The sequence below is a fragment of the Massilia sp. 9096 genome, from assembly GCF_000745265.1.
Lineage (GTDB): Bacteria > Pseudomonadota > Gammaproteobacteria > Burkholderiales > Burkholderiaceae_D > Telluria.
Window position 1 is genome coordinate 5,180,973 of the sequence record NZ_JQNN01000001.1, and the last position, 24,915, is coordinate 5,205,887.

Sequence of the window (24,915 nt, forward strand, 5' to 3'; positions counted from 1 at the left end):
TTGCTCAGGAAAAGACAATAAGGCAGAGTCCGCAACAGCAACAGGGTGCGGAACCACCATTGAGCATTCATTACCTAGATATAGGAAGTCAACATGAAAACTTTTTCCGCTAAGGGCCATGAAGTCCAGCGCGATTGGTACGTGATTGACGCGACGGACAAAGTCCTCGGACGTGTTGCCAGCGAAGTGGCACGCCGACTGCGCGGCAAACACAAGCCGGAATTTACTCCGCACGTCGATACCGGTGACTTTATCGTCGTCGTCAACGCAGGCAAGCTGCGCGTGACCGGCACCAAGGCCACCCAGAAGACCTACTACCGTCACTCGGGCTACCCGGGCGGTATCTACGAAACCAACTTCCTGAAAATGCAACAGCGCTTCCCGGGCCGTGCCCTGGAAAAGGCCGTCAAAGGCATGCTGCCGAAGGGCCCGCTGGGCTACGCCATGATCAAGAAGCTGAAAGTGTACGCGGAAGGCACCCATCCGCACGCTGCCCAGCAACCGCAAGCACTCGAATTCTAAGGAACTGACATGATCGGTAACTACAACTACGGCACCGGCCGTCGCAAGAGTGCAGTGGCCCGTGTGTTCATCAAGACCGGCACCGGCCAGATCACCGTGAACGGCAAACCGGCCGCCGAGTACTTCTCGCGCGAAACCGGCCTGATGGTCATCCGTCAACCGCTGGAACTGACCGGCAACGTCGAGCGTTTCGACATCAAGGTCAACGTGCATGGCGGCGGCGAGTCCGGCCAGGCAGGTGCAGTGCGCCACGGCATCACCCGTGCACTGATCGACTACGACGCAGGCCTGAAGGGCGACCTGGCACGTGCCGGTTTCGTCACCCGTGACGCCCGTGAAGTCGAGCGTAAGAAAGTTGGTCTGCGCAAAGCACGTCGCGCAAAGCAATTCTCGAAGCGTTAATCTGGATTCTGCAGCGCGCTTCATTGCGCTGCTGCTGCCAACGAAAAGCCGCCCGCTGCGAAGCCGGCGGCTTTTTTGTTGCCTGTCTTATTTAGCGCCCTGGCGCCGCGCCAGCATGAACAACCCGGCACCGAGCGCCGCCCAGAACAATTGCTTGCGGTGCGGGTGGTACTCGAACTGCTTCGTATAAAAACTCGACTGCAGCGCTTCGCCGCTCCAGGTGCCGTTGACCGACCCCGGTCCGCGGCTCGGCTCGAACAGGTTGTCATAGCCGTCATCCGGCTTGTCTTCCTTCTGCAGCCGGAACGCCGCCCCGCGCGCGACCATCAGCTTGTCGACCAGGCCCGGGCTGAGTTTATCGAGGAACATGCCGACCGCCGCCTGGGCGCCGACCACGATATTCCGGCGCGGGTGTTGAGCGGCGAACAGCACGGCGTCCGCCACTACCTCCGGTGCATAGATCGGCGGAATCGGCCGTGATTGCGCGCCCAGCTTCGAGCGCGCATTGTGAAAGAAGGGCGTGTCGATGAAGCCCGGCTGGATCAGCGTCAAGCTGATCGGCATCTCTTCATGCATCAGCTCCATGCGCAGGCTGTCGGTGAACCCGGCGATCGCGTGCTTCGAGGCCACGTACGGCGCATGCAGCGGCACCGCGCGGCTTGAGGTGGCCGAACCCATGTTGATGATGGTGCCGCTGCGCTGGCGCCGCATCGGCTCGAGCGCCGCCTTCATGCCGTAGATCTGCCCCATCAGGTCGACCTGGATGATGCGCTCGATCTCCTCGATCGTCATCTGCGACACCGCGGCGTGCTCGTTGATGCCGGCATTGTTGACCCAGGTGTCGATGCGCCCGAAGCGCCCCACGGCCTGCTCGGCCAGGCGCTCGACCTGGCTCCACACGGCGACGTCGGTGATCACTGCCAGCGCCTGGCCGCCGCTGGCCTCGATCTCGCGCGCGACCGCATCGAGCGCCGCGCCGTTGCGCGCCGCCAGCACCACCGAGGCGCCTTGCGCGCCGAAAGCGAGCGCGCAAGCGCGGCCGATGCCGCTGGACGCGCCGGTGATCACGACGACCTGTTCCGCAAGCGGTTTGAATGCATGTTTCATCCAGCTCTCCGATGGTATGGTGCGATGCAGCAGATGCTAGCACCGCCGCGCCCGATGGGGCGCGAGGCTGCAACCGGGCACGGATGCCTGTTAAAATGGCAGACCAATTAGCAGCCTTAGGGCACACGTACCTCTTTTTCGAAGGAAAGAACATGATCAAAGTTGGCATCGTTGGCGGCACCGGTTACACCGGCGTGGAACTGCTGCGTTTGCTGTCCGCTCACCCGGAAGTGCAGCTGACCGCCATCACCTCGCGCAAGGAGGATGGCCTCCCGGTCGCGGACATGTTCCCCTCGCTGCGCGGCCACGTCGACCTGGCCTTCTCGAGCCCGGACAAGGCCGACCTGACCGGCTGCGACGTCGTGTTCTTCGCCACCCCGCACGGCGTGGCGATGGCGCAGGCGCCCGAGCTGTTGAAAGCCGGCGTCAAGGTGATCGACCTGGCCGCCGACTTCCGCCTGAAAGACCAGGCGACGTTCGAGAAGTGGTACAAGATCCCGCACACCGCACCCGAACTGCTGCCGGAAGCCGTGTACGGCCTGCCGGAACTGAACCGCGACGACATCGCCAAGGCGCGCCTGATCGCCAACCCGGGCTGCTATCCGACCACGATGCAGCTGGGTTTCTACCCGCTGCTCAAAGCCGGCATCGTCGACGCCAATAACCTGATCGCCGACGCCAAGTCGGGCGTGTCCGGCGCCGGCCGCAAGGCCGAGATCGGCACGCTGTTCTCGGAAGCCAGCGACAACTTCAAGGCCTACGGCGTGCATGGCCATCGTCACACCCCGGAAACCTCGGCCCAGCTGCAACGCTTCACCGAGCAAAAGGTCGGCTTGATCTTCACGCCGCACCTGGTGCCGATGATCCGAGGCATGCACGCGACGTTGTACGCGCGCCTGACCCAGGACATCAGCAACGAGGCGCTGCAGGCGCTGTTCGAAGACCAGTACCGCGACGCCGAATTCGTCGACGTGATGCCGTTCGGCTCGCACCCGGAAACGCGCTCGACGCGCGGTTCGAACATGCTGCGCATCGCGCTGCATCGCCCGGACAACGGCAACACCGTCGTAATCCTGGTGGTGCAGGACAACCTGGTCAAGGGCGCGTCCGGCCAGGCCGTGCAGTGCATGAACCTGATGTTCGGCCTGCCGGAATCGACCGGTCTCAAGCAGATCGCGCTGCTGCCGTAATCGCGCCGAACGGGTGGTCCTTCACAAGCCTTGATCACAAGATGCAGATCAAGGCTGTAACTGTTGAGCAGGGTAAATTGATCGTTGCTCAAAGCCAAGCTCGAAGGGGACCACCATGTTCGGTCGTAACGCAAAAAGCGAAATCGATAGCCTGATCGGCATATCTGCGCGCATCGAGGGGGACCTGGTCTTCACGGGCGGGCTGCGCATCGATGGCGAAGTGCACGGCAACGTGATCGCCAGCCAGGGAGGCGACAGCGTCCTGATCGTGTCGGAGCATGCGCGCATCGAGGGCGAGGTGCGCTGCGCCAACCTGGTCGTCAACGGTTACATTGCCGGGACCGTGTATTCGACCGATCTGCTTGAATTGCAGCCGAAAGGCCGCATACATGGGGATGTCCATTACCGTCTGCTCGAGATGCACGGCGGCGCCCTGGTCACCGGCAAGCTGACCCACGAGACCGATCCGGTCAAGGCCAGCGAACCGGTGTTTCATTTAGGTGCGGTCGAAGCGGGGGCGTCAGCATGACTTGCGCCAACGGTCTATAATGGACGCAATTCGAAATCCCACCAGGAGTGCTTCCATGACCGCAGTCGCAGAATTGCATCGTCCGCAGGGCGAGCAAGAATCCATCCCGTCGCCCATCAACTTTACCGACAGCGCCGCGCAGAAGGTCGCCCAGCTGATCGAGGAAGAAGGCAATCCCGACCTGAAACTGCGCGTGTTCGTGCAGGGCGGCGGCTGCTCGGGCTTCCAGTACGGCTTCACCTTCGACGAGATCACCAACGACGACGACACCACGATGGAAAAGAACGGTGTCACCCTGCTGATCGACTCGATGAGCTACCAGTACCTGGTCGGCGCAGAGATCGACTACAAGGACGACCTCGAAGGCGCTCAGTTCGTGATCAAGAACCCGAACGCCACCTCCACCTGCGGTTGCGGTTCGTCGTTCTCCGCGTAAGGAACCTCGGCAAACCTGCTGCGCGTTGCACTGTCGGTGGGGGCGCCGAGCCCTGCGATGCTCGCTGTACGCCTCGTACGGCTGCGCTTCTCGGCCAACATTGCTGCCGCTCGCGACGGTTTCTCGACGTCCTTATATGTTTGGAATCCTGTAAAAAGGCCACCTGGCATTTGCCCGGTGGCCTTTTTCTTTGCACGCTCGCCGGCCATTCGATGCGCATGTATTGATCTATAACTAATTTCCTGCAGACCGTAGTACACTGCTTTTGCTGCTCATCAGCAAGCCGGCGGCCGGGAGACGGCCGTCCCACCTCATCCAACACACTACAAAAGCAATGTTGAGGGACACTTTATTCCAACGCGGTGTTACCGCTATCAGCCTGGCGGGCGCGCTCGCCGTGCCAGCAACGGCCCAGACCACCCAGACCGCTGAACCGGCCCGTGCCGTGGCAGTGCCCGCGACTGCCGCGGCAGCAACCACCGACGACGGCGCCGGCGCCTACCGCAGCAAACGCTACCGCAACCTGTTCGCCGAACGCCTCGGCCGCAGCCCGGACGAGGTGCATCGCCGCATCGAACAAACCTTCCAGCAACTGTTCCATGGCGATGGCCAGGAACAGCGCGTCTACTTCGAAACCGGCGCCAACGCCAACGGCACGCTGGCCTACGTCACCGACTGGGCCAACAACGACGCGCGCACCGAAGGCATGAGCTACGGCATGATGATCGCGGTCCAGTTGAACAAGAAGCGCGAGTTCGATGCGCTCTGGAACTGGTCCAAGACGTATATGCTGACCACCGACCCGGCCAACCCGTCGCGCGGCTATTTCGCCTGGTCGATGGGGACCGACGGCAGCGCGCGGGCGGTCGGCGCGGCGCCCGACGGCGAAGAGTATTACGTAATGGCGCTGTACTTCGCGGCACGGCGCTGGGGCAACGGGAGCGGCATCTACAATTACCAGGCGGAAGCCGACAACATCCTGCGCGGCATGCGCCACCATCCGCTGGTCACCGCGACGCCGCCGTTCCGCATCCATCCGGGCGACGCGCCCTTCGTCCAGCCGGACACGCCTTGGCCGAGCCCGAACAACCGCCACGAGCAGGAACGCGCGGCGAAAGAGGGCAAGCCCTGGCCGCCGCACTGGCCCAAGCGTGCGCCGCAGCCGGTCACGGTCGGCCCGATGGTCGACGAGGCCAGCAACATGGTCCGCTTCGTCCCCGAGACCGCGATTCCCGGTTCCGACCCGTCCTACCACCTGCCGGCGTTTTACGAGCTGTGGGCGCGCTGGGCCCCGCCGGAGGAACGCCCGTTCTGGGCGCGCGCGGCCAAGGTCAGCCGCGACTATTTCGCCAAGACCGCCAATGCCAGGACCGGCCTCGGCCCGGACCGCGCCGCATTCGACGGCACGCCCTTGCCGATGTGGGATGGCAGCCCCGGCATCTTTGCCTACGACAGCTGGCGCACGGTCAGCAACTGGTCGGTCGACTACAGCTGGTGGGGCAAGGATGCGCGCGAGCCGGAACTGGCCGAGCGCGTCCAGGCTTTCCTGAACGGGCAAGGGATCGACCGTTTCGTCGACCGCTACACGCTCGACGGCCAGCCGAAGTCGGATCGCCATTCGACCGGCATGCTGGCCGCGGCCGCGGTCGGCGGCCTGGCGGCCAAGCCCGGCCCCGTGCCGGACGCCTTTTTGCGCGCGCTGTGGGACACCCCGACCCCGGCCGGCGAACAGCGCTATTTCGACGGCATGCTGTATTTGATGAGCATGATGCACCTCGGCGGCGAATTCCGCGTGATCGACCGCCGCGACAACGAATAACGAATAACGACACGGAGACACCAGCATGATGAAACGCCTTACCACCGCCGTCCTGGTCGCCTGCGCGACGATCGGCGCCGCCCACGCCCAGGCGCAACAGGCCCAGCAAGCCGGCAGCCAGGCCTGGCTCGACCGCAGCAAATCCGCCGACGAGCGCGCCAAAGCCGCCGTCGCCGCCATGACGCTCGACGAAAAGCTGTTGCTGATCAATGGCTTTACCGGCAAGGAAGACCTGGACAAGGTGTCCGACGACATCGTCTCGAAAGAGATCAAGGACGACGTCGGCGCCCACGCGATCAAGGGTGCAGCGGGCTACATCCCGGGCATCCCGCGCCTGCACATCCCGGCGCAGTGGCAGACCGACGCTTCGATCGGCGTGCGCGTGGTCGGCATGGAACGCACCGCGCTGCCGTCCTCGCTGGCTACCGCCGCCAGCTTCGACCCGGCCGTGACCGAGGCGGGCGGGCGCATGATCGCCAACGAGGCGCGCCTGTCCGGCTTCAACACGCTGCTGGCCGGCGGCGCCAACCTCACGCGCGAGCCGCGCAATGGCCGCAACTTCGAATACGCCGGCGAAGACCCGCTGCTGGCCGCGCGCATGGCCGGTGCGCTGGTGCAGGGCATCCAGTCGCAGCACATGGTCTCGACCATGAAGCACTTCGCCATCAACGACCAGGAAAGCGAGCGCACCACGGTCGACGTGACGATTTCGCCCGAGGCGATGCGCCAGTCCGACCTGCTGGCCTTCGAGCTGCTCGACGAGCAGGCCAAGCCCGGCTCCGTCATGTGCTCGTACAACCTGGTCAACGGCCGCTGGGCCTGCGAAAACGAATACCTGCTGAACAAGATCCTGAAACAGGACTGGGGTTTCAAGGGCTTCGTAATGGCCGACTGGGGCGCGGTGCACTCGACCGCCGACGCCGCCAACTACGGCCTCGATCAGTTCACCGGCTTCCCCTGCTGTAACCATCACGGCCCGTTCTACTCGGCCAAGTACTTCAAGGCGGCGCTGGACAACCAGGACGTCTCGATGAAGCGCCTTGACGACATGGCGACGCGCATCCTGTGGCCGTTCTTTGCCACCGGCACCTTCGACGACCCGGTCAAGGTCGGCAAGATCGACTTCAAGGCGCACGCCGAGGTGTCGCAGCAGGCCGCCGAGGCGTCGCTGACGCTGCTTAAGAACCAGAATAATCTGCTGCCCCTGAGCGGCGTGAAATCGGTGGCGATGATCGGCGGCCACGCCGACAAGGGCGTGCTGGCCGGTGGTGGTTCGTCCGGCCTGACCCCGGTCGGCGGCAATGCAGTGCCGGGCATCGAGCCGACCAAGTGGCCGGGGCCGGTCATGTACATGAAATCGTCGCCGCTGGAAGCCTTGAAAGCCGAGCTGCCGAAGGCCAAAATCGCGTACGCCAGCGGCGAGGACATCGCCGCCGCCGTCGCGCTGGCCAGGCAATCCGAGGTGGCCGTGGTGTTCGTCACCCAATGGCTGGGCGAAGATTTCGACGGCAAGCTCGAGCTGGACGGCAACCAGGACGCGCTCGTGGCCGCGGTGGCGCAAGCCAATCCGAAGACCGTGGTCGTGGTCGAATCCGGCGGCGCCATCCTGATGCCCTGGCTCGACCAGGTGCCGGCGGTGCTGGAAGCCTGGTATCCGGGCCTGCGCGGCGGCGCCGCGATCGCGCGCATCCTGGCCGGCAAGGTGAACCCGTCCGGCCACCTGCCGATCAGCTTCCCGGCCTCGAACGAGCAGCTGGCGCATGCCGAGATCCCGGGTTTCGTCCCGAATGCCGGCAAGCCGAACGGCAAGTCCGTCCACATCACCTACGACGAAGGCGCGGCGATCGGCTATAAATGGTATGACGCCAAGGGTTACAAACCGCTGTTTGCCTTCGGCCATGGCCTGAGCTACACCAGCTTCGCGGTGGCCGAGCCGAAAGCGGCCGTGACGAACGGCGCCCTGAGCGTCGGCGCGACCTTGCGCAACACCGGCAAGCTGGCCGGCAAGGGCTTGCTGCAGGTGTATGTGGCGCCCGTCGATGCGAAAGCCGCAGGCTGGGAAGCGCCAAAGCGCCTGGTCGCCTTCCACAAGCACGATTTGAAGGCGGGCGGCGCCGGCGCGTTCACGCAGCCGGTCGATCCGCGCCTGCTGGCGACCTACGAGGCCGCCGACAACAGCTGGCACGTCAAGGCCGGCGCCTATCGCGTGCTGTTCGGCCAGGCGGCGGACGATTTGCCGCTGTCGGTCGAGGTCACGCTGCCGGAGATGACGTGGAGCGCAGTGCACAAGCAGTAAGTTTTGACGCCAATGAACTGACCGGACGCGCGCGCACGCACGTCCGGCAGTTCTCGACGCCGCGTTTCGCCGCCCGGCCCGAGGTGGCGGATGCCTTCCTCGCGCTGCGGGCGCAAGCGCTGCTTGACGGCATCGACCTGCTGCCGATCGCATCCTGGCGGCCGTTCGAGGCCCAACTGCGGATCTGGAACCGCAAGTTCGCCGGCGAGGCGCTGCTGCGCGACATCGATGGCCAGCCGCTGGAGCATGCCGCGCTGTCGCCGCGAGAGATCGTCTGGGCGATCCTCGGCTGGTCCGGCCTGCCGGGCGCGACCCGGCGCCATTGGGGCACCGACATCGACGTCTGGGACCGCAATGCGCTGCCGCCCGGCCAGCGCACCCAGTTGCTGCCGCACGAGGTGGCGCCGGGCGGGGTGTACGAGCGGCTGCACGCCTGGCTCGACCTGCATATCGAGGCGTACGGCTTTTTCCGGCCCTACCGCAGCTACCGCGGCGGCATGTTTCCCGAGCCGTGGCACCTGAGCTTTGCCTCTTCCGCCCGGGCGGCGCTCGGCGCGTTCGACATCGACATGCTGCGTGAGGCCATCCGGCAAGCCGACGGCATGCTCGGCCGCGACCTGGTGCTCGAGATGCTGCCCGAGATCGTGGCGCGGCACGTGCGCAACGTCGATTAAGCGCCTGACAAACGCCCCCAGGCTGCGTTGCATCGTCTCGACGTACTAGCTGTACTTTCTTCGACGATGTGCGTTGCACTCAGGGTTTTGTCGGGCGCTGTAAGCCATTACATCGGCGGCTGGCCGTTCGAAGCGCGCAAACCGGCGTCGACCGGCAGGTTGACGCCGCTGATCAGGCGCGCATCGTCGCTGGCCAAGAAGGCCATTGCCGCGGCGATCCCTTCCGGATCTTCGGGCGCGCCGAGCGGCATGCGTTCCTTGAACTTCTCGACCAGCTCGGCGTCTTTCAGCATGTCCTCGGTCATGCCGGTTTTCGTGAAGCTCGGATTGACCGCGTTCACGCGCACGCCATCCTTGCCGGCATCGAGCGCCATCGCGCGCACCATGTTGCTGACCGCCCCCTTCGAGGTGTTGTAGGCGAAGGTATTCCAGTCGCCGCCCAGGCCGGAAACGGACGAGGTCATGACGATCGAACCGCGCGTCTTGACGAGTTCGGGCATCGCCGCCTTGGCCATGTGGAAGTAGCCGGCCACGTTGACCGCCATCACGTGCTCGAAGTCTTCTTCGCTGGTTTGCATGATGTCGCCTTCGGTGGCGACGCCGGCATTGTTGATCAGGATATGCAGGGCGCCGAAGCGTTCGACGGCGGCCTTGACGGCGGCGGCGGCGGTTTCCTTCTTGGAAGTGTCGCCGACCTGCACCAGCACGCGGTCCTGTGGCAGTTTGGCGGCGGCTTCCTTCAGGCCGGCTTCCTCGATATCGAGCATCACGACGCGCGCGCCCTCGTCGAGGAAGCGGTGCGCGGCCGCCAGGCCGATACCGGACGCGGCGCCGGTGACGATCACGGTTTTGTCATTGAAACGGTTCATGGTTATTCCTTCGCTGTGGCCGCATTTCGCGTCCTGTAACGGACCGCCAAATGGGCTGGATGGGCTGAATGGGTTGAGCAGATTATGAACAAAACGATATCACAGCGACTCGATCCCCGATTTTCAATGCGGCCAGGCAAAAGAAAGCCCGCATCGCGCGGGCTTGGATCGGATCAGAACGGCAGGCTTATTGGGTGACCGGCGTCGTCGCAGGCGGCAGGGTAGTCGGTGCCGGCGAAGCATCCGGCGCCGGCGACGGCGTGCCGGCCGGAGCAGCGCTTGCGGCTGCCGGGACAGGATTGGCGGCCGGCGCTGCGCTGTCGGCCGGGGCCGGGTTCGGCGCCGGGGCAGGCGCCGCGGCCGCGTCCGCAGTCGCGGAGGCAGCCGGCGTCGGCGGCGTGGTGGTGGCGCTGTCCTGGCTGTCCTTGTCGGCGTCAGCCTTGGCCACGTGCTTGGTTTTGGTCTTGGTGTGCTTGACGCTGGTCTTCACGTCCTTGGCATGCGTCTTGGCCGGCGCGGCTTCGTCATGTGCGGTTTTCGTGTCCGCCGGGGTGGCCTGTGCCGCGACAGGTGCCGGCTTGGTCTCGGTTTTGCTCGCCTTCACGTCGGCATTCTTGACCAGCATGGCTTGCTTGGGTGCAGGCGTCTGGGCGAAGGCTGCGCTAACGAACAGGCCGGCGATCACGGTGGCGATGGTTTTTTTCATGATGAAGGGTCCTTGGCTGGTTATTGGTCAATGTGCACTTATTACGTGTCACTTGTACCGGAAACGCTGAGCCTTCACCGTGTGTTGACAAACTTTACAAACGCTTACGCCGATGACATATACTTACATCCCTGCCAACTACGCCGCCGGATACAAGGCGCCCAGCACCCGCAATCCTGCGGCGCCGGTCACCGCCGGCAGATTGCCCGGCTGCCGTCGCATGAAGCGATAACCCAGCCAGGCAAAAGCGAGCGCTTCGACGCGGTTCGGCGCCACGCCCAGTTCTTGCGTCGATGCGACGGCGATCTTGCCGCCCAGCGCCTCGCGCAGATCGCGCAGCAGCACGCCGTTGTAGGCGCCGCCCCCGCACACGTAGACGGCCTGGGCCGGCTGGCCGGGCGTCGCGTCCGCGATCGCGCGCGCGATCGAGACGGCGGTCAAGCGCGTCAGCGTCGCTTGTACGTCGGCCGACGCCAGGCCGGGATGGTGCGCCAGCTTGGCATCGAGCCATTGTTCGTGGAACAGGTCTCGGCCGGTGCTCTTGGGTGGCGGCTGGTCGAAGTAGGGCTCGTCCAGCAGTGCTGCCAGCAGGGCGTCGTCGACCTGGCCGCTCGCGGCCCACGCGCCATCGGCATCGTAGGCCTTGCCTTGGTGACGTGCGATCCAGAGGTCCATCAAGACATTGCCCGGGCCAGTGTCGAAACCGCTGACCCGGCCGTCGCCGTGCAGCACACTGATGTTGCCGATGCCGCCGATGTTGACCACCACGCGTACCTGGTTCGGCTTGCCGAAGCGGGCCTGGTGAAACGCCGGCACCAGCGGCGCGCCCTGGCCGCCGGCGGCGACGTCGCGCGAACGGAAATCGGCGATCACGTCGATGCCGGTCAGTTCGGCCAGCAAGGCCGGGTTGTTGGTCTGGCGCGTAAAACCGATTTCCGGCCGGTGCCGGATGGTCTGGCCATGCACGGCGACGGCACGGACCGGTCCCGGCGCGGCCTGCACCAGTTCCTGCACGCACTGCGCATAGCAACGCGCCAGCGCGTTCGCGGCCAGCGCCTCGCGCTCGAGTTCGTTGGGGCTGGCGGCTTGCAGCGCCATCAGTTCGGCGCGCAGGTCGGCGGGGAAGGGCGTGAACGCGGCCTGCAGGGTGCGGATGCCGCGCCCGGAGAAATCGGCCAGCACGCCGTCGACGCCGTCCAGGCTGGTGCCGGACATCAAACCGATGTAGAGGGTGGAAGCGGGCATGGTGTGATTGGATCGGTAGGAAAGAAAACGCCCTGCACGGCATGTTGGTCATGCGGCGCAGGGCGTCGGATGCGGCCTCTTTCAGGCGCGTGGCAATTGGACCGTCTGACAAGAGCCCCCATGGCTGCGTCGCATCGTCTCGCCGTACTAACGTACTGTCTTCGCCGATGCGCCTTGCCCTGAGGGCTTTGTTAGACGCTCTTAATAATTAGCGTGCTGCCATCGCGTTGCCAGCCGGCGTCAGCAGCGAAAAACGGTGCGACATTTCGGCGGCGGCCATCTTAAAACGGTTCAATTCGCCGGCATTGAGCGGCTGTTGCTGCAGGTTCTTCAGCGCCATCGGGTCGGTGGCCTGACCGCCGATGCGGAATTCGTAGTGCAGGTGCGGGCCGGTAGCCCAGCCGGTGGCGCCGACATAACCGATCACGTCGCCCTGGCTGATCTTCTGGCCCTTGTGCAGGCTGGCGAAACGGCTCATGTGGCCGTAGGCGGTGCTGTAGTTCGACCAGTGTTTCAGCACGACCAGGTTGCCGTAGCCGTTCTGGACGCCGACGAAGTCGACCACGCCGTCGCCGGCCGCCTTGATCGGGGTGCCCATCGGCGCGGCGAAATCGACGCCCTTGTGCTGTTTCCAGCCGCCGAACACCGGGTGCACGCGCATCGAGAAGCCCGACGAGATGCGGTTGAAGGTGACCGGCGACTTCAGGAAGGCTTTTTTCAGCGACTTGCCGTCCAGGCTGTAGTAGCCGCCCTGGTGGCTGACCGGGTCTTCGTACCAGACCGACTGGTAGGCGACGCCGCGGTTGATGAATTCGCCCGCCAGCACGCGGCCGGTGCGCACCATCTCGCCGTCCTGCCAGAAGGTTTCGTAGACGACGTTGAAGCGGTCACCATGCTTGACCGAGCGGAAGTCGACGTTGGTCGAGAACATCTCGATGATCTGGCTGACGACCGTGTCCGGAATCTGGCTGCCATCGCTGCTGGCGCTGTCGGTGGCGGCGTACAGCGAGGAATTGATTTCGCGCGAACGCATTTCGACGCGGCGCTCGAGCTGGGCCGGGGCTGCATCGACGGCGAACTTGTCGCCCTTGCGGGTCACGGTGATGGTCTTGAGGTTGTCCTTGTCGCCGACGGTGGCGCGCAGCGTCAGCAGCAGGCCGTTTTCGTCGGTCTCGGCTTGCACGCGCTTGCCGGTCTTCAGGGACAGGATCGAACGGGCCATCTTGTCGCCGCGCACGAAGGCCTGCGCTTGCTGGTCGTCGATGCCGAGGCGGGTGAACATGGAACCCAGGGAATCACCAGGGCGGATGCGCTCTTCGTGCAGGAATTGCTGGTCGTTCTGCTGGAGGGCGGCGATCTGGTCCGCCAGGTTCGGCAGCTGCAGGTCTTGCGACACGGACTTGGTCGGCATGTCGGCGGGATCCTGCGCGATCGGGGCGACTGCAGTGGCGCCGAAGGCACACAATGCGAGGGCTGCGGCGCCGCCGGCAACGATGCGGGTCTTGGTACTCGTTTCGGCCAATCCGAACCAGCGCTTGCCGGCGATTTTCTGTAATGGGTTCATGCAATCAGTTAAAATTTACCGCTTGAACGTCCACGACGAAGGTATTTTTCTTGTTCTTTACTTCTTGTTGTCGTTGAAACTTATCGCGCGGCAAGATTGATGGGATCGCGAATTATATCAAAATACTGCTTCCTACAACCGCTTTAGGCGTATTCCTACAAAATTTTTATGACTTCTGCTGAGCTTTCTGGTAATGCCAAAACAATAACAACAGCTTCCGGAGCGACAACTCTTCCCTTGAGCGATGCCGTCCAGGAAGCCCTGGCGATCACCAAGCGTGGCGTCGACGAGCTCCTGATCGAGAACGAATTCGCCCAGAAGCTGGCGCGCTCCGAGCAGAGCGGCAAACCGCTGCGCATCAAGCTGGGCCTGGATCCGACCGCGCCGGACCTGCATCTGGGCCACACCGTGGTCCTGAACAAACTGCGCCAGCTGCAGGACCTGGGCCATCAGGTGATTTTCCTGATCGGCGACTTTACGTCGATGATCGGCGACCCGTCGGGCCGCAACGTCACGCGTCCGCCGCTCACCCGCGAGCAGGTCGAGGCGAATGCGATGACCTACTTCAAGCAGGCGTCGCTCGTGCTCGACGCCGCCCGCACCGAGATCCGCTACAACTCCGAGTGGTGCGATCCGCTGGGCGCGCGCGGCATGATCCAGCTGGCGTCGCGCTACACCGTGGCGCGCATGATGGAGCGCGATGACTTCACCAAACGCTACAAGAGTGGGACTCCGATCTCGGTGCACGAGTTCCTTTATCCTTTGATGCAAGGCTATGATTCCGTGGCTTTGCACTCGGATCTTGAGCTAGGTGGAACAGACCAAAAATTCAATCTGCTGGTCGGCCGCGAGTTGCAAAAAGATTATGGCCAAGAGCCGCAGTGCATCCTGACCATGCCGCTGCTCGAAGGACTGGACGGCGTCGACAAGATGTCGAAGTCGAAGAACAACTACATCGGCATCACCGAGCCGGCCAATACCATGTTCGGCAAGCTGATGAGCATCTCGGACGAGATGATGTGGAAGTACTTCACGCTGCTGTCGTTCCGTTCGATCCAGGAGCTGGCCCGGCTCAAGGCCGAGGTCGAAGGCGGCAAGAACCCGCGCGACGCCAAGGTCGCGCTGGCGCAGGAAATCGTCGCGCGCTTCCATTCGCAGGGGGCGGCCGAGGATGCGCTGGCCGACTTCGTCAACCGTTCCAAGGGCGGCATCCCGGACGACGTGCCGGAAGTGGCGGTGCAGGGCGCGCCGCTCGGCTTGCCGCAGCTGCTGCGCCAGACCGGCTTGTGCGCCTCGTCGTCGGAAGCGATGCGCATGATCGACCAGGGCGGCGTGCGCATCGACGGCGCGGTGGTGTCGGACAAGGCGCAGCAGATCCAGGCCGGCACCTTCGTGCTGCAGGTCGGCAAGCGCAAGTTCGCGCGCGTGACGCTCTCGGCATGATCGGACTGCTGCAACGGGTCGCCCAGGCCAGCGTCACGGTCGACGGCCAGGTGATCGGCGCCATCGGCCGCGGGCTGATGGTGCTGGTGTGCGCCGAAAAAGGCGACACCGAGCGCGAAGCCGAGGCCCTGCTCGCCAAATTGATGGGCTACCGCGTCTTCCCGGACGAGGCCGGCAAGATGAACCGCAGCCTGGCCGACGTCGGCGGCGGCCTGCTGCTGGTGCCGCAATTCACGCTGGCCGCCGACACCCGCTCGGGCACCCGCCCGTCGTTCTCGCCGGCCGCCGCGCCGGACGACGGCCGGCGCCTGTTCGACCATGCCGTGCGCCGGGCGCGCGAGCGCCACGGTAATGTCGAAACCGGCCAGTTCGGCGCCGACATGCAGGTGGCGCTGGTCAACGACGGCCCCGTGACATTCTGGCTGCGCATTGATCCACCCAGGGTTGTGGGCTGAAACCTGAAACCCGCGCAGGCAGCGCGGGTCAATACGAAAGACCGGTCAGGCAGGAGACAACATGAAGATCTGGAGCGATTCCTTTACCGAAGGCAGCATGATCCCGCCCAAGTGCGCGTTTGCCGACGTCGATCCCGACAGCCACGTCAAGCTGTCGAGCAACCGCACGCCGCATATCGGCTGGGACGAGGTGCCGGCCGGCACCCAGTCGCTGGTGCTGCTGTGCCACGACATCGACGTGCCGACCGACGGCGCCAACGTCAACCAGGAAGGGTGCACGGTTGCGGATTCGCTGCCGCGTACCGATTTCTATCACTGGGCGCTGGTCGACATTCCGGTCTGCCTGAAATCCTTCGCCGAGGGCCTGTTCTCGGACATGGTCACGCCCGGCGGCAAGAGCGGCCCGCTGGTCCCGTTCACGATCAAGAACGGCACCGAGCACCAGCTGCGCCATGGCGTCAACGACTATACCGGCTGGTTCGCCAACGATCCCGACATGGTCGGCGAATACTACGGCTACGACGGTCCGTGCCCGCCCTGGAACGACGAGCGCGTGCACACCTACGTGTTCACGCTGTATGCGCTCGACATCCCGCGCCTGCCGCTCGATGGCCGCTTTACCGGCAAGGAAGTGCGCCTGGCAATCACCGGCCACATCCTCGACGAAGCCAGGATCTACGGCGTGTACTCGCTCAACCCGGACGTGCTGCCCGACCTGATCGGCCAGCCTTCCTGAGCGCCCTATGACGACAAGCAACATCATCCTGATCCGCCACGGCGAAACCGCCTGGAACGCCGAACGCCGCCTGCAAGGCCATCTCGACATCCCGCTGAACCCCGAGGGCCAGCGCCAGGCCGCGCTGCTGGCCGCCGCCTTGGCCAACGAGCCGATCGACCTGGTCGTCTCCAGCGACCTGGCGCGCGCACGCCAGACCGCGCAAGCCGTCGCCGATGCGCTCGGCATGGCGGTCCAGGTCGATGCGCAGCTGCGCGAACGCTGCTATGGCGGGTTCGAGGGTTTGCTGTACAGCGAGATCGAAGCGCGTTTTCCGGCCGAGTTCGCCGCCTGGCAGGCGCGTGACGTCGATGCCGAACTGCCGCCGGGCAAGAATACCGGCGAGACCTTCCGCGCCTTTTACGCGCGCGCGACCGGCGCCATCCTGGCCTGGGGCGCGGCCAACCGGGGCAAGACGCTGGCCCTGGTGGCGCATGGCGGCGTGCTCGAGTGCGCCTATCGCATGGCCCGCGGCCTGCTGCTGGAAACGCCGCGCGACTTCAAGGTGTTCAATGCCAGCATCAACCGCTTCACCTGCCAGGATGGACGCTTGCAGCTGCAGAGCTGGGGCGAGGTGGCGCATTTGCGTCCGCTGGTGCTGGACGAGCTGCCCTGAGTTGCCCTGAATTGCCCTGCGCTGACCACGCCCGCACCCCCGCCAAGCGCACTCCGACCCGTTTGGCAACCGCTTTTCTATCGCGTGCGCAACAGATTCACCAACATTCTGCTGATAAATTGAGCAGCGCATCGGGTAAAATAGCAGATTCCCGTACTCTCTCCGTGGTTTTCCGCCGTGCAAATTGGTCCTTATTTACTCCGCAATAACGTCTTCGTCGCCCCGATGGCCGGCGTGACCGACCGTCCGTTCCGCCAGTTGTGCAAGCAGCTCGGCGCCGGCTATGCGGTGTCGGAGATGGCGGCGTCGAATCCGCGCCTGTGGGCCAGCGAAAAGTCGTCGCGCCGCACCGACCACGAAGGCGAGATGGAGCCGAAGGCGGTGCAGATCGCCGGCGCCGATCCGCACGACCTGGCCGAATGCGCCAAGTTCAACGTCGAGCGCGGCGCCCAGATCATCGACATCAACATGGGCTGCCCGGTCAAGAAGGTCTGCAACAACTGGTGCGGTTCGGCCCTGCTGCAGCACGAAGACCTGGTGCAGCGCATCCTGGAAACCGTCGTGAACGCGGTCGACGTGCCGGTCACGCTCAAGTTCCGCACAGGCTGGGATCGCGAAAACAAGAATGCGCTCACCATCGCGCGCATGGCCGAGCAGGCCGGCATCGCTATGCTGACCCTGCACGGGCGCACCCGCGCGGACGGCTACAAGGGCGAGGCCGAGTACGACACCATTGCCGCGGTCAAGGCGGCGGTATCGATCCCGGTGGTCGCCAACGGCGACATCACCACGCCGCAAAAAGCCAAGTTCGTGCTCGAGCACACCGGCGCCGACGCCGTGATGATCGGCCGCGCCGCCCAGGGCCGGCCGTGGATCTGCCGCGAAGTCGACCACTACCTGCGCACCGGCGAACTGTTGCCGGCGCCGCTGGTGGAGGAGGTACGCGCCTTGATGAACGAGCACCTGCCGGCACACTACGCGTTTTATGGCGAATTCCTGGGCGTGCGCACCGCGCGCAAGCACATCGGCTGGTACGTCGAAGACTTGCCGGGCGGCGAGGAGTTCCGCCAGCGCATGAACCGCCTCGAATCGACCGCCGAGCAGCTGGCGGCCGTGGATGAATTTTTCAAATCGCAACAGGAGCATGGGGAGCGGTTACAATACCGGCCCGCGCCGACGCAGGATGTCGCGATCGCAGCATAAATAATTGAAAAGATAATAAAAAGAACCGGAGATGAAGCTGCTTTGAGCAGCGTAACGGTGGCCTCGAGAACCGTAGCGAGCGGAAGAAGTTTCGTTCGAGAAGCGCAGCCGTACTTATGGTACGGCGAGCATCGCAGGACGAAAATTCGACGCGCAGTAGGTTCTCGAGGCCACCCACCGAACAGGAACAGCAGTATGAGCAAAGAAATAATCCAGGAAGTCGTACAGAAAAGTCTCGAAGACTATTTCAACGACCTGGGCGAACAAAAACCGACCAATATCTACGACATGATGCTCCTGACCGTCGAAAAACCGATCCTGCAGGTCGTGATGACGCGCGCGGATGGCAACCAGTCGCATGCGGCCCAGATGTTGGGCATCAACCGCAACACCCTGCGCAAGAAGCTGCAGGAACACGGGCTGCTATAAGCCGCGGCGGAGGGGCCGGGGCGTACCGTGCGCGTCGGCTCCCGTTCGGCGCAACATAATGCAGGTCGTCCGCCAGCAAGTCGTACGCTAGATTTCTTCATCGATAGGCCACTCCCATGATCAAACAAGCTCTCATTTCCGTTTCCGACAAGACCGGCGTGCTCGATTTCGCGCGCGCGCTGTCTGCGCTTGGCGTGAACATCCTGTCCACCGGCGGCACTGCCAAGCTGCTGCAGGACAATGGCGTCGCCGTGACCGAAGTCGCCGACTACACCGGTTTCCCGGAAATGCTCGATGGCCGCGTCAAGACCCTGCATCCGAAGGTCCACGGCGGCATCCTGGCGCGCCGCGACTTGCCCGAGCACGTCGCCAAGCTGGAAGAGCACGGCATCCCGACGATCGACATGGTGGTGGTCAATCTGTATCCATTCCAGCAGACCGTGGCCAAGGAACAGTGCTCGCTGGAAGAAGCGATCGAGAACATCGACATCGGTGGCCCGACCATGCTGCGCTCGGCGGCCAAGAACCATCGCGACGTCGTCGTCGTCGTCGATCCGGCCGATTACGGTCCGATCCTGGCGGAGATGAAAGGCACCGGGGCCACCGCGGGCGACGTCGGCTACGACACCAAGTTCCGCCTGGCCAAGAAAGTGTTCGCCCACACGGCCCAGTACGACAGCGCGATCACCAACTATCTGACCAGCCTGGGCGAGGACAAGCAGCACACGACCCGCGCCACCTACCCGCAGACGCTGAACCTGCATTTCGAAAAAGTCCAGGACATGCGCTACGGCGAAAATCCGCACCAGAGCGCCGCCTTCTACCGCGACCTGGCCCCGGCGGCCGGCAGCCTGGCCAACTACCGCCAGCTGCAGGGCAAGGAACTGTCGTACAACAACATCGCCGATGCCGATGCGGCCTGGGAATGCGTCAAGACGCTCGGCGGCTTCGAGGCGCCGGCCGGCTGCGTGATCATCAAGCACGCCAACCCGTGCGGCGTGGCGATCGGCGCCGATGCGCTCGACGCCTACTCGCGCGCTTTGAAGACCGACCCGACCTCGGCGTTCGGCGGCATCATCGCCTTCAACGTGCCGGTCGACGGCCGCGCCGCCGAAGCGATCGCCAAGCTGTTCGTCGAAGTCATCATCGCGCCGGTGTTCACGCCGGAAGCGCGCCAGATCCTGGCGGCCAAGCAGAACGTGCGCCTGCTCGAGATCGCCCTGGGCGAAGGCCACAACAACTTCGACGTCAAGCGCGTCGGCGGCGGCTTGCTGGTGCAGTCGCCGGACGTCAAGGACGTCGGCCTGGGTGAGCTGCGCGTGGTCAGCAAGAAGCAGCCGACCCAGCAGCAGCTGCAGGACCTGCTGTTCGCCTGGCGCGTCGCGAAATACGTGAAATCGAATGCGATCGTGTTCTGCGCCAATGGCATGACGCTGGGCGTCGGCGCCGGCCAGATGAGCCGCATCGACTCGGCGCGCATCGCATCGATCAAGGCGCAGAACGCCGGCCTGTCGCTGGAAGGCTCGGCGGTGGCGTCGGACGCATTCTTCCCGTTCCGCGATGGCCTGGACGTGGTGGTCGACGCCGGCGCCACCTGCGTCATCCACCCGGGCGGCTCGATGCGCGACCAGGAAGTGATCGACGCGGCCGACGAGCGCGGCGTCGTGATGCTCTACACCGGTACGCGTCACTTCCGCCACTGATCGCGGCGGCGCGCAGTAATCTAGTGGGATAATGCAAACCGCCACGGCCAAAACCGTGGCGGTTTCGCTATTGGACTGTATTTTTGCACAGTATTTTTCCCACGAAACACCCACGCCGGTATACCATTCGCTCATGATTATTCTGGGCATTGACCCGGGCCTGCGCACGACGGGCTTCGGGGTGATCGAAAAGCAGGGCCAGCGGCTGCGTTACATCGCGTCCGGCACCATCAAGACCGGCACCGAGGGCGCGCTGCCGCCGCGCCTCAAAATCATCCTGTCCGGGGTGAGCGAAATCGTCACGACCTACAAACCGGCCTGCGCCGCCATCGAACGCGTGTTCGTCAACGTCAACCCGCAGTCGACGCTGCTGCTGGGCGCGGCGCGCGGCGCGGCGATCACGGCGCTGGTCGGCGCCGACCTCGACGTGGCCGAGTACACGCCGGCCGAGGTCAAGCAGGCCGTGGTCGGCTCCGGCAAGGCGGTCAAGGCCCAGGTGCAGGACATGGTGGCGCGCTTGCTCAAGCTGCCCGGCCTGCCGGGCAGCGACGCCGCCGACGCGCTCGGCATCGCGATCTGCCATGCGCACGGCATGGACGCGCTGGGGCTGATCGGTTCGCTGTCGCCGGAAAAGCCGGGGCTGCACATGCGCCGCGGCCGCCTCGTCTAATATCAATACACTGAACTGAAAGAACACGATGATCGGTCGCCTGTCCGGAGTCCTGCTGGAAAAGAACCCGCCGCAAGTGCTGGTGGATTGCAACGGCGTCGGCTATGAAGTCGACGTACCGATGAGCACTTTCTACAACCTGCCGCACACCGGCGAGAAGGTCACGCTGCACACGCATTACGTGGTGCGCGAGGATGCGCATCTGCTGTTCGGTTTCGGCACGTCCAGCGAGCGCGCCGTGTTCCGCCAGCTGATCAAGATCACCGGCGTCGGCGCGCGCATGGCGCTGTCGATCCTGTCCGGCATGACCATCGCGGACCTGGCCCAGGCCGTGACGCTGCAGGAAGCCGGGCGGCTGGTGAAAGTGCCGGGCATCGGCAAGAAGACCGCCGAGCGTCTGCTGCTCGAGCTGAAGGGCAAGCTGGGCGCGGACATCGGCGTGACCGCCGGCGCGCCGCAGGACGACGCCCAGGCAGACGTGCTCAATGCGCTGCTGGCTTTGGGGTATTCTGACAAGGAAGCCCTGGCCGCGATCAAGAGCATGCCGGCCGGGACGAGCGTATCCGACGGTATTAAGTTGGCGCTGAAATCGCTGTCGAAAGCGTAAGCACTTTAAGATTCAACCATGAGCATCCAGACCGACAACTTCACCGAGCAGCGCATCATCGACGCCGCCCCGTCCTCGCCCAACGAGGAGGCGATCGAGCGCGCGCTGCGCCCCAAGCACCTCGAAGAATACGTCGGCCAGAGCAAGATCCGCGACCAGCTCGAGATCTTCATCTCTGCCGCGCGCAAGCGCCGCGAAGCGCTGGACCACACGCTGCTGTTCGGCCCGCCGGGCCTGGGCAAGACCACGCTGGCGCACATCATCGCGCGCGAGATGGGCGTGAACCTGCGCCAGACCTCCGGCCCGGTGCTCGAACGCCCCGGCGACCTGGCCGCGCTGCTGACCAACCTGGAAGCCAACGACGTCCTGTTCATCGACGAGATCCACCGTTTGTCGCCGGTGGTCGAGGAGATCCTGTACCCGGCGCTCGAGGACTACCAGATCGACATCATGATCGGCGAGGGCCCGGCGGCGCGTTCCGTGAAGCTCGACCTGCAGCCGTTCACGCTGGTCGGGGCGACCACGCGCGCCGGCATGCTGACCAACCCGCTGCGCGACCGCTTCGGCATCGTCGCGCGCCTGGAGTTCTACAACGTCGATGAACTGACCAAGATCGTCACCCGCAGCGCCGCGCTGCTCGAAGCGCCGATCAACGAGGAAGGCGCGCGTGAAGTCGCCAAGCGCGCGCGCGGCACGCCGCGTATCGCCAACCGCCTGCTGCGCCGCGTGCGCGACTACGCGGAAGTGAAGGGCAACGGCGAGATCACCAAGGACATGGCCGACCGCGCACTGCGCATGCTCGACGTCGACACGGTCGGCTTCGACGTGATGGACCGCAAGCTGCTGGAAGCGGTGCTGTTCAAGTTCGCCGGCGGCCCGGTCGGCATCGGCAATCTGGCGGCGGCGATCGGCGAAGCGGCCGACACCATCGAGGACGTGCTCGAACCCTACCTGATCCAGCAGGGCTACCTGCAGCGCACCCCGCGCGGGCGCATCGCCACGCCGCTGGCGTATCACCACTTCGGTGTGACGGCGCCGCGCATCAGCCCGACCGGCGACCTGTGGGACAACCTGCCGCCGGCATGATGCAGATCTGGGTCGATGCCGACGCCTGCCCGGCCGTCATCAAGGACATCCTGTTCCGCGTGGCCGAGCGCGTGCAGATGCAGGTGACGCTGGTGGCCAACCAGTTGATGCGCGTGCCCGGCTCGCGCTTCGTGCGCGCGCTGCAAGTGCCGAGCGGGCCGGACGTGGCCGATACCGAGATCGTCGAGCGCCTGGCGCCGGGCGACCTGGTCGTCACCGGCGACATCCCGCTGGCCGCACGCGTGCTGGAAAAGGGCGGCGACGCCCTCAATCCGCGCGGCGATTTTTATACGAAGGACAATATCGCGCAGCAGCTGACGATGCGTGCCTTCATGGAAGAGTTGAGGAGCGGCGGCGTCGACACCGGCGGCCCGGCCGCGTTCAGCCAGGCCGACCGCCAGCGCTTTGCGAATGCGCTCGACCGGCACCTGGCGCGCAGGCGGCCGGCCGGACAATAAGCGGCGTCGATCAGCCCTGCTGGTGCGGCGGCAGCAGGTTCAGGTTCGGGTCCTGCTGCTCGCGCTGGCGCATCGGCCGCGAAGGCGCTTCGATGCCCGGATACACGAAGCTCAGGAACAGCAGCAGGCCAAAGCCCAGCACCATGCCGCTGGCCACCATTTGCGCGAATTCGTGGAGCATCACCATCAGCACCAGGCCGGTGACGATCGGGATCAGCAGCAGGACGCCGCCGATCTTGCGTTGCGGGCGCTTGCGGATCATGCGTTCCCCGTTCACGCCGATGTAGATGAAGGTGGCCGAGACCGCCACGACCGCGAGCAGACTGGCGGCGACGGCTTCGATCGACCAGTTGCCGGTGCCGGCGTCGGTCAGCATGATCGGCGGCGCCAGCAGGACGAGGAAGCTTGCGAGCAGGGAGAGGATACGCAGGGCGTTCATCGCAGCCGCTCCTGCGGCGAGGCGATGAACGCAAAAATGAGCTTGTGCATGCTTGTTCGTCAACAATAAGTTGCGCAAAGCTTAATGGAGACACAATTTCGATGGCGCGCGTTTGGCGCACCGCAGCAAAACCTGCGGCTGAACCTTGGGACGTTCGACGAACCCCGGGGCGAGACCTGGCAACGCAGCCCTGAGGCTTCGGTCAGGCGGTCTTATTCCTGGCGCAGCCAGACCTGCGAGCGGCCCAGCATCGGCATGCCGATGTAACCGCGCACTTCCAGCTTCTTGCCGCCTTCGCGCAGCATCGCCTTGCTCTTGTAGACCTTGCCGCTTTTCGGATCCAGGATCTCGCCGCCGTCGTATTCGTCGCCGTCTTTCTTGAGGCCGGAGACGATGGTCATGCCGATGATCGGCTGGTCCTTGCGCGCGCCGGTGCACAACGCGCACTTCGGGTTCTGGTCTTCACTGGGTTCGCGGAACAGCTTCTCGATCTTGCCCTGCAGCTCGCCCCCGTTGTCGCTGATGCGGATCAGCGCCGACGGTTTGCCTGACTTGTCGTCGATCGCCTTCCACAGTCCGACCGGCGAATTCGATTCGGCCCAGGCCAGTGGCGCGGCGAGGACGGCGGCAATCAGGGACAGGTTGATCAGGGTGCGCATGGGGTCTCCAGTGGGTTGGCGGCAAGTGCAGTGTAGCAACTATACGGCCCTGCGGTAAAGGACTAGAGGTGATGACATTTGTCACACCGAATTGGTGGCGGTCGCTTCTATCGGCACCGGACCAGGTTGCGAATACTGCTTCGCATCGACAACGACAATGCCAGGCCCCCATGAAATTGATGGTCTGGCGAAAGGAACCCCGGCTGAACGCGCCTCATGCGACGTGCATCAACATCGCACTGGAGCTCATCCTTATGCTGGTTGCGTGGACGGCCGTCGTCCACCGACCTGACGAGGACATCATGACGCCATCCAGCTGGATCCGACGCGGCATCGCCATCGCCGCCGCCTTGTGCGCTTGCGCGGCCACCTCCGCCTCGGCCGAGACGGTCACGCTCACCTTCGCCATTTTCGACGACCCGCTCTATCCAAGCTCCTATTCGCAAGCCGGTTTCATCATCACCTCGCTCTACCCGGATGGCGGACACCTGCATGCCGGCGACGGCAACCTCTGGCTGCACAGCCGCGAGGGTTCGTCGCCCTACCAGATCCGGCGCATCGACGGCGGCAGCTTCGATTTCCTCGGTTTCGACTACCAGGGCGGCGATTCCGTCTTCGTCAGCGACACCGGAGCGAGCTACACCATCCTGGGCGAGCAGCCGCTGGCCACCTTCGCCATGCCGCCCTCGTTCCACGACGTCACCTACGTCAACTGGTATATGAACAACCCGGGCGACCTCGATTTTCCGGACCCGCAGTGGGGAAGCATCGACAACGTCGTGCTGAACATCCCGGCGGCGCCGGAGCCGGCGCCGCCGGCCATGTTCGGCATCGGCGTGGCCGGCTTGCTGCTGGCGGCGCGCCGCTCGCAGCGCCGGTACGCAGGCGGCGCGGGAGCCTGAGGCATGCGGCTGGCGGCGGACGAAAAAAAACGCGCCGGCGTGAACCGGCGCGTTTTGGATGAACTGCGGCATGCACCGCGCACCCGGCTGCACCACGCTGGGCGCAGCCGG

Annotated in this window: 27 protein-coding genes; 20 read left to right on the forward strand and 7 right to left on the reverse strand. The window is 64.7% G+C overall.

The genetic code is table 11. The features are described from left to right. Positions 1-93 precede the first annotated feature (93 nt). Both rplM and rpsI read left to right on the forward strand, forming a co-directional pair. Positions 94-522, forward strand: a complete 429-nt coding sequence (rplM, locus tag FA90_RS22575) for a 50S ribosomal protein L13 (RefSeq protein ID WP_036172736.1) — start codon at positions 94-96, stop codon at positions 520-522. Positions 523-531: 9 nt separating this feature from the next. Further along, a complete protein-coding gene (gene rpsI, locus FA90_RS22580) occupies positions 532-924 on the forward strand; it encodes a 30S ribosomal protein S9 (RefSeq protein WP_036172738.1) in 393 nt (130 codons plus the stop codon). A gap of 87 nt (positions 925-1,011) precedes the next feature. Here rpsI and FA90_RS22585 read toward each other — a convergent pair whose 3' ends face one another. After that, entirely contained in the window at positions 1,012-2,031 is a 1,020-nt protein-coding gene (locus FA90_RS22585) for an SDR family oxidoreductase (RefSeq protein WP_036172740.1), read from the reverse strand. A 152-nt stretch (positions 2,032-2,183) separates the two neighbouring features. Between FA90_RS22585 and argC the strand changes: the two genes are divergently transcribed. The 6 genes from argC to FA90_RS22615 all read left to right on the forward strand — a co-directional run bounded on the left by argC (position 2,184) and on the right by FA90_RS22615 (position 8,975). Continuing rightward, positions 2,184-3,221 carry an N-acetyl-gamma-glutamyl-phosphate reductase gene (gene argC / locus FA90_RS22590; protein ID WP_036172742.1) on the forward strand — a complete coding sequence of 346 codons (1,038 nt, stop codon included), beginning with the start codon at positions 2,184-2,186 and terminating at the stop codon, positions 3,219-3,221. A gap of 115 nt (positions 3,222-3,336) precedes the next feature. Then, the gene (locus FA90_RS22595) at positions 3,337-3,750 is read left to right on the forward strand and encodes a polymer-forming cytoskeletal protein (protein ID WP_036172744.1); all 414 of its coding nucleotides are present in this window, start codon (positions 3,337-3,339) and stop codon (positions 3,748-3,750) included. 55 nt (positions 3,751-3,805) lie between these two features. After that, entirely contained in the window at positions 3,806-4,186 is a 381-nt protein-coding gene (erpA, locus tag FA90_RS22600) for an iron-sulfur cluster insertion protein ErpA (protein WP_036172746.1), read from the forward strand. A 445-nt stretch (positions 4,187-4,631) separates the two neighbouring features. Continuing rightward, positions 4,632-6,005 carry a glycosyl hydrolase family 8 gene (locus FA90_RS22605; protein WP_197065341.1) on the forward strand — a complete coding sequence of 458 codons (1,374 nt, stop codon included), beginning with the start codon at positions 4,632-4,634 and terminating at the stop codon, positions 6,003-6,005. A gap of 25 nt (positions 6,006-6,030) precedes the next feature. Continuing rightward, positions 6,031-8,301: a glycoside hydrolase family 3 C-terminal domain-containing protein gene (locus FA90_RS22610; protein ID WP_036172748.1), complete on the forward strand. Its 2,271-nt coding sequence runs from the start codon at positions 6,031-6,033 to the stop codon at positions 8,299-8,301. Beyond that, positions 8,277-8,975, forward strand: a complete 699-nt coding sequence (locus FA90_RS22615) for a M15 family metallopeptidase (RefSeq protein ID WP_036172750.1) — start codon at positions 8,277-8,279, stop codon at positions 8,973-8,975. The genes FA90_RS22610 and FA90_RS22615 overlap by 25 nt, the downstream gene beginning before the upstream one ends. A 107-nt stretch (positions 8,976-9,082) precedes the next feature. Here FA90_RS22615 and FA90_RS22620 read toward each other — a convergent pair whose 3' ends face one another. The 4 genes from FA90_RS22620 to FA90_RS22635 all read right to left on the reverse strand — a co-directional run bounded on the left by FA90_RS22620 (position 9,083) and on the right by FA90_RS22635 (position 13,359). Then, the gene (locus FA90_RS22620; RefSeq protein WP_036172753.1) at positions 9,083-9,844 is read right to left on the reverse strand and encodes an SDR family NAD(P)-dependent oxidoreductase; all 762 of its coding nucleotides are present in this window, start codon (positions 9,842-9,844) and stop codon (positions 9,083-9,085) included. 187 nt (positions 9,845-10,031) lie between these two features. Further along, positions 10,032-10,550, reverse strand: a complete 519-nt coding sequence (locus FA90_RS22625) for a hypothetical protein (protein ID WP_051972016.1) — start codon at positions 10,548-10,550, stop codon at positions 10,032-10,034. 138 nt (positions 10,551-10,688) lie between these two features. Beyond that, positions 10,689-11,795, reverse strand: coding sequence for an anhydro-N-acetylmuramic acid kinase (locus FA90_RS22630; protein WP_036172755.1), 1,107 nt, complete (start codon positions 11,793-11,795; stop codon positions 10,689-10,691). Positions 11,796-12,003: 208 nt separating this feature from the next. Beyond that, on the reverse strand, positions 12,004-13,359 hold the full coding sequence (locus FA90_RS22635; RefSeq protein ID WP_036172757.1) for a peptidoglycan DD-metalloendopeptidase family protein: 1,356 nt from the start codon (positions 13,357-13,359) through the stop codon (positions 12,004-12,006). A 168-nt stretch (positions 13,360-13,527) separates the two neighbouring features. On the opposite strand from FA90_RS22635, the gene tyrS reads away from it, so the two are divergent. The 11 genes from tyrS to FA90_RS22690 all read left to right on the forward strand — a co-directional run bounded on the left by tyrS (position 13,528) and on the right by FA90_RS22690 (position 22,804). After that, entirely contained in the window at positions 13,528-14,802 is a 1,275-nt protein-coding gene (tyrS, locus tag FA90_RS22640) for a tyrosine--tRNA ligase (RefSeq protein WP_081933995.1), read from the forward strand. Continuing rightward, positions 14,799-15,257: a D-aminoacyl-tRNA deacylase gene (dtd, locus tag FA90_RS22645; RefSeq protein WP_036172759.1), complete on the forward strand. Its 459-nt coding sequence runs from the start codon at positions 14,799-14,801 to the stop codon at positions 15,255-15,257. The genes tyrS and dtd overlap by 4 nt, the downstream gene beginning before the upstream one ends. 61 nt (positions 15,258-15,318) lie before the next feature. Then, positions 15,319-15,993 (forward strand): YbhB/YbcL family Raf kinase inhibitor-like protein, encoded by a 675-nt coding sequence (locus FA90_RS22650; protein WP_036172761.1) that lies wholly within the window; start codon positions 15,319-15,321, stop codon positions 15,991-15,993. Positions 15,994-16,000: 7 nt separating this feature from the next. Then, positions 16,001-16,648, forward strand: a complete 648-nt coding sequence (locus FA90_RS22655) for a histidine phosphatase family protein (RefSeq protein ID WP_036172763.1) — start codon at positions 16,001-16,003, stop codon at positions 16,646-16,648. A gap of 177 nt (positions 16,649-16,825) precedes the next feature. After that, complete coding sequence (gene dusB / locus FA90_RS22660; protein ID WP_081933996.1) at positions 16,826-17,851, forward strand: tRNA dihydrouridine synthase DusB; 1,026 nt, start codon at positions 16,826-16,828, stop codon at positions 17,849-17,851. Between the two features lie 195 nt (positions 17,852-18,046). Then, complete coding sequence (locus tag FA90_RS22665; protein ID WP_036172767.1) at positions 18,047-18,280, forward strand: helix-turn-helix domain-containing protein; 234 nt, start codon at positions 18,047-18,049, stop codon at positions 18,278-18,280. 116 nt (positions 18,281-18,396) lie between these two features. Beyond that, positions 18,397-19,983, forward strand: a complete 1,587-nt coding sequence (gene purH, locus FA90_RS22670) for a bifunctional phosphoribosylaminoimidazolecarboxamide formyltransferase/IMP cyclohydrolase (protein WP_036172769.1) — start codon at positions 18,397-18,399, stop codon at positions 19,981-19,983. A gap of 133 nt (positions 19,984-20,116) precedes the next feature. Next, entirely contained in the window at positions 20,117-20,653 is a 537-nt protein-coding gene (gene ruvC, locus FA90_RS22675; RefSeq protein ID WP_036172771.1) for a crossover junction endodeoxyribonuclease RuvC, read from the forward strand. Positions 20,654-20,681: 28 nt separating this feature from the next. Beyond that, a complete protein-coding gene (ruvA, locus tag FA90_RS22680; RefSeq protein WP_036172773.1) occupies positions 20,682-21,260 on the forward strand; it encodes a Holliday junction branch migration protein RuvA in 579 nt (192 codons plus the stop codon). 18 nt (positions 21,261-21,278) lie between these two features. Further along, a complete protein-coding gene (ruvB, locus tag FA90_RS22685; protein ID WP_036172775.1) occupies positions 21,279-22,346 on the forward strand; it encodes a Holliday junction branch migration DNA helicase RuvB in 1,068 nt (355 codons plus the stop codon). Beyond that, positions 22,346-22,804, forward strand: coding sequence for a YaiI/YqxD family protein (locus tag FA90_RS22690; RefSeq protein ID WP_036176783.1), 459 nt, complete (start codon positions 22,346-22,348; stop codon positions 22,802-22,804). The genes ruvB and FA90_RS22690 overlap by 1 nt, the downstream gene beginning before the upstream one ends. A gap of 10 nt (positions 22,805-22,814) precedes the next feature. Here FA90_RS22690 and FA90_RS22695 read toward each other — a convergent pair whose 3' ends face one another. Together FA90_RS22695 and FA90_RS22700 are read right to left on the reverse strand one after the other, a co-directional pair. Further along, positions 22,815-23,243: a hypothetical protein gene (locus FA90_RS22695; protein ID WP_036172777.1), complete on the reverse strand. Its 429-nt coding sequence runs from the start codon at positions 23,241-23,243 to the stop codon at positions 22,815-22,817. Between the two features lie 212 nt (positions 23,244-23,455). Then, positions 23,456-23,902, reverse strand: coding sequence for a DUF2147 domain-containing protein (locus tag FA90_RS22700; protein WP_036172778.1), 447 nt, complete (start codon positions 23,900-23,902; stop codon positions 23,456-23,458). A gap of 302 nt (positions 23,903-24,204) precedes the next feature. On the opposite strand from FA90_RS22700, the gene FA90_RS22705 reads away from it, so the two are divergent. After that, positions 24,205-24,804, forward strand: a complete 600-nt coding sequence (locus tag FA90_RS22705) for a hypothetical protein (RefSeq protein ID WP_156116806.1) — start codon at positions 24,205-24,207, stop codon at positions 24,802-24,804. Positions 24,805-24,915: the final 111 nt, after the last annotated feature.

What these genes read in the sequence shown, in the direction of transcription:
- rplM (WP_036172736.1), top strand. Translation starts at nt 94, where the DNA reads ATGAAAACTTTTTCCGCTAAGGGCCATGAAGTCCAGCGCGATTGGTAC.
- rpsI (WP_036172738.1), top strand. Translation starts at nt 532, where the DNA reads ATGATCGGTAACTACAACTACGGCACCGGCCGTCGCAAGAGTGCAGTG.
- FA90_RS22585 (WP_036172740.1), bottom strand. Translation starts at nt 2,031, where the DNA reads ATGAAACATGCATTCAAACCGCTTGCGGAACAGGTCGTCGTGATCACC.
- argC (WP_036172742.1), top strand. Translation starts at nt 2,184, where the DNA reads ATGATCAAAGTTGGCATCGTTGGCGGCACCGGTTACACCGGCGTGGAA.
- FA90_RS22595 (WP_036172744.1), top strand. Translation starts at nt 3,337, where the DNA reads ATGTTCGGTCGTAACGCAAAAAGCGAAATCGATAGCCTGATCGGCATA.
- erpA (WP_036172746.1), top strand. Translation starts at nt 3,806, where the DNA reads ATGACCGCAGTCGCAGAATTGCATCGTCCGCAGGGCGAGCAAGAATCC.
- FA90_RS22610 (WP_036172748.1), top strand. Translation starts at nt 6,031, where the DNA reads ATGATGAAACGCCTTACCACCGCCGTCCTGGTCGCCTGCGCGACGATC.
- FA90_RS22620 (WP_036172753.1), bottom strand. Translation starts at nt 9,844, where the DNA reads ATGAACCGTTTCAATGACAAAACCGTGATCGTCACCGGCGCCGCGTCC.
- FA90_RS22625 (WP_051972016.1), bottom strand. Translation starts at nt 10,550, where the DNA reads ATGAAAAAAACCATCGCCACCGTGATCGCCGGCCTGTTCGTTAGCGCA.
- FA90_RS22630 (WP_036172755.1), bottom strand. Translation starts at nt 11,795, where the DNA reads ATGCCCGCTTCCACCCTCTACATCGGTTTGATGTCCGGCACCAGCCTG.
- FA90_RS22635 (WP_036172757.1), bottom strand. Translation starts at nt 13,359, where the DNA reads ATGAACCCATTACAGAAAATCGCCGGCAAGCGCTGGTTCGGATTGGCC.
- tyrS (WP_081933995.1), top strand. Translation starts at nt 13,528, where the DNA reads ATGACTTCTGCTGAGCTTTCTGGTAATGCCAAAACAATAACAACAGCT.
- dtd (WP_036172759.1), top strand. Translation starts at nt 14,799, where the DNA reads ATGATCGGACTGCTGCAACGGGTCGCCCAGGCCAGCGTCACGGTCGAC.
- FA90_RS22650 (WP_036172761.1), top strand. Translation starts at nt 15,319, where the DNA reads ATGAAGATCTGGAGCGATTCCTTTACCGAAGGCAGCATGATCCCGCCC.
- FA90_RS22655 (WP_036172763.1), top strand. Translation starts at nt 16,001, where the DNA reads ATGACGACAAGCAACATCATCCTGATCCGCCACGGCGAAACCGCCTGG.
- FA90_RS22665 (WP_036172767.1), top strand. Translation starts at nt 18,047, where the DNA reads ATGAGCAAAGAAATAATCCAGGAAGTCGTACAGAAAAGTCTCGAAGAC.
- purH (WP_036172769.1), top strand. Translation starts at nt 18,397, where the DNA reads ATGATCAAACAAGCTCTCATTTCCGTTTCCGACAAGACCGGCGTGCTC.
- ruvC (WP_036172771.1), top strand. Translation starts at nt 20,117, where the DNA reads ATGATTATTCTGGGCATTGACCCGGGCCTGCGCACGACGGGCTTCGGG.
- ruvA (WP_036172773.1), top strand. Translation starts at nt 20,682, where the DNA reads ATGATCGGTCGCCTGTCCGGAGTCCTGCTGGAAAAGAACCCGCCGCAA.
- ruvB (WP_036172775.1), top strand. Translation starts at nt 21,279, where the DNA reads ATGAGCATCCAGACCGACAACTTCACCGAGCAGCGCATCATCGACGCC.
- FA90_RS22690 (WP_036176783.1), top strand. Translation starts at nt 22,346, where the DNA reads ATGCAGATCTGGGTCGATGCCGACGCCTGCCCGGCCGTCATCAAGGAC.
- FA90_RS22695 (WP_036172777.1), bottom strand. Translation starts at nt 23,243, where the DNA reads ATGAACGCCCTGCGTATCCTCTCCCTGCTCGCAAGCTTCCTCGTCCTG.
- FA90_RS22700 (WP_036172778.1), bottom strand. Translation starts at nt 23,902, where the DNA reads ATGCGCACCCTGATCAACCTGTCCCTGATTGCCGCCGTCCTCGCCGCG.
- FA90_RS22705 (WP_156116806.1), top strand. Translation starts at nt 24,205, where the DNA reads ATGACGCCATCCAGCTGGATCCGACGCGGCATCGCCATCGCCGCCGCC.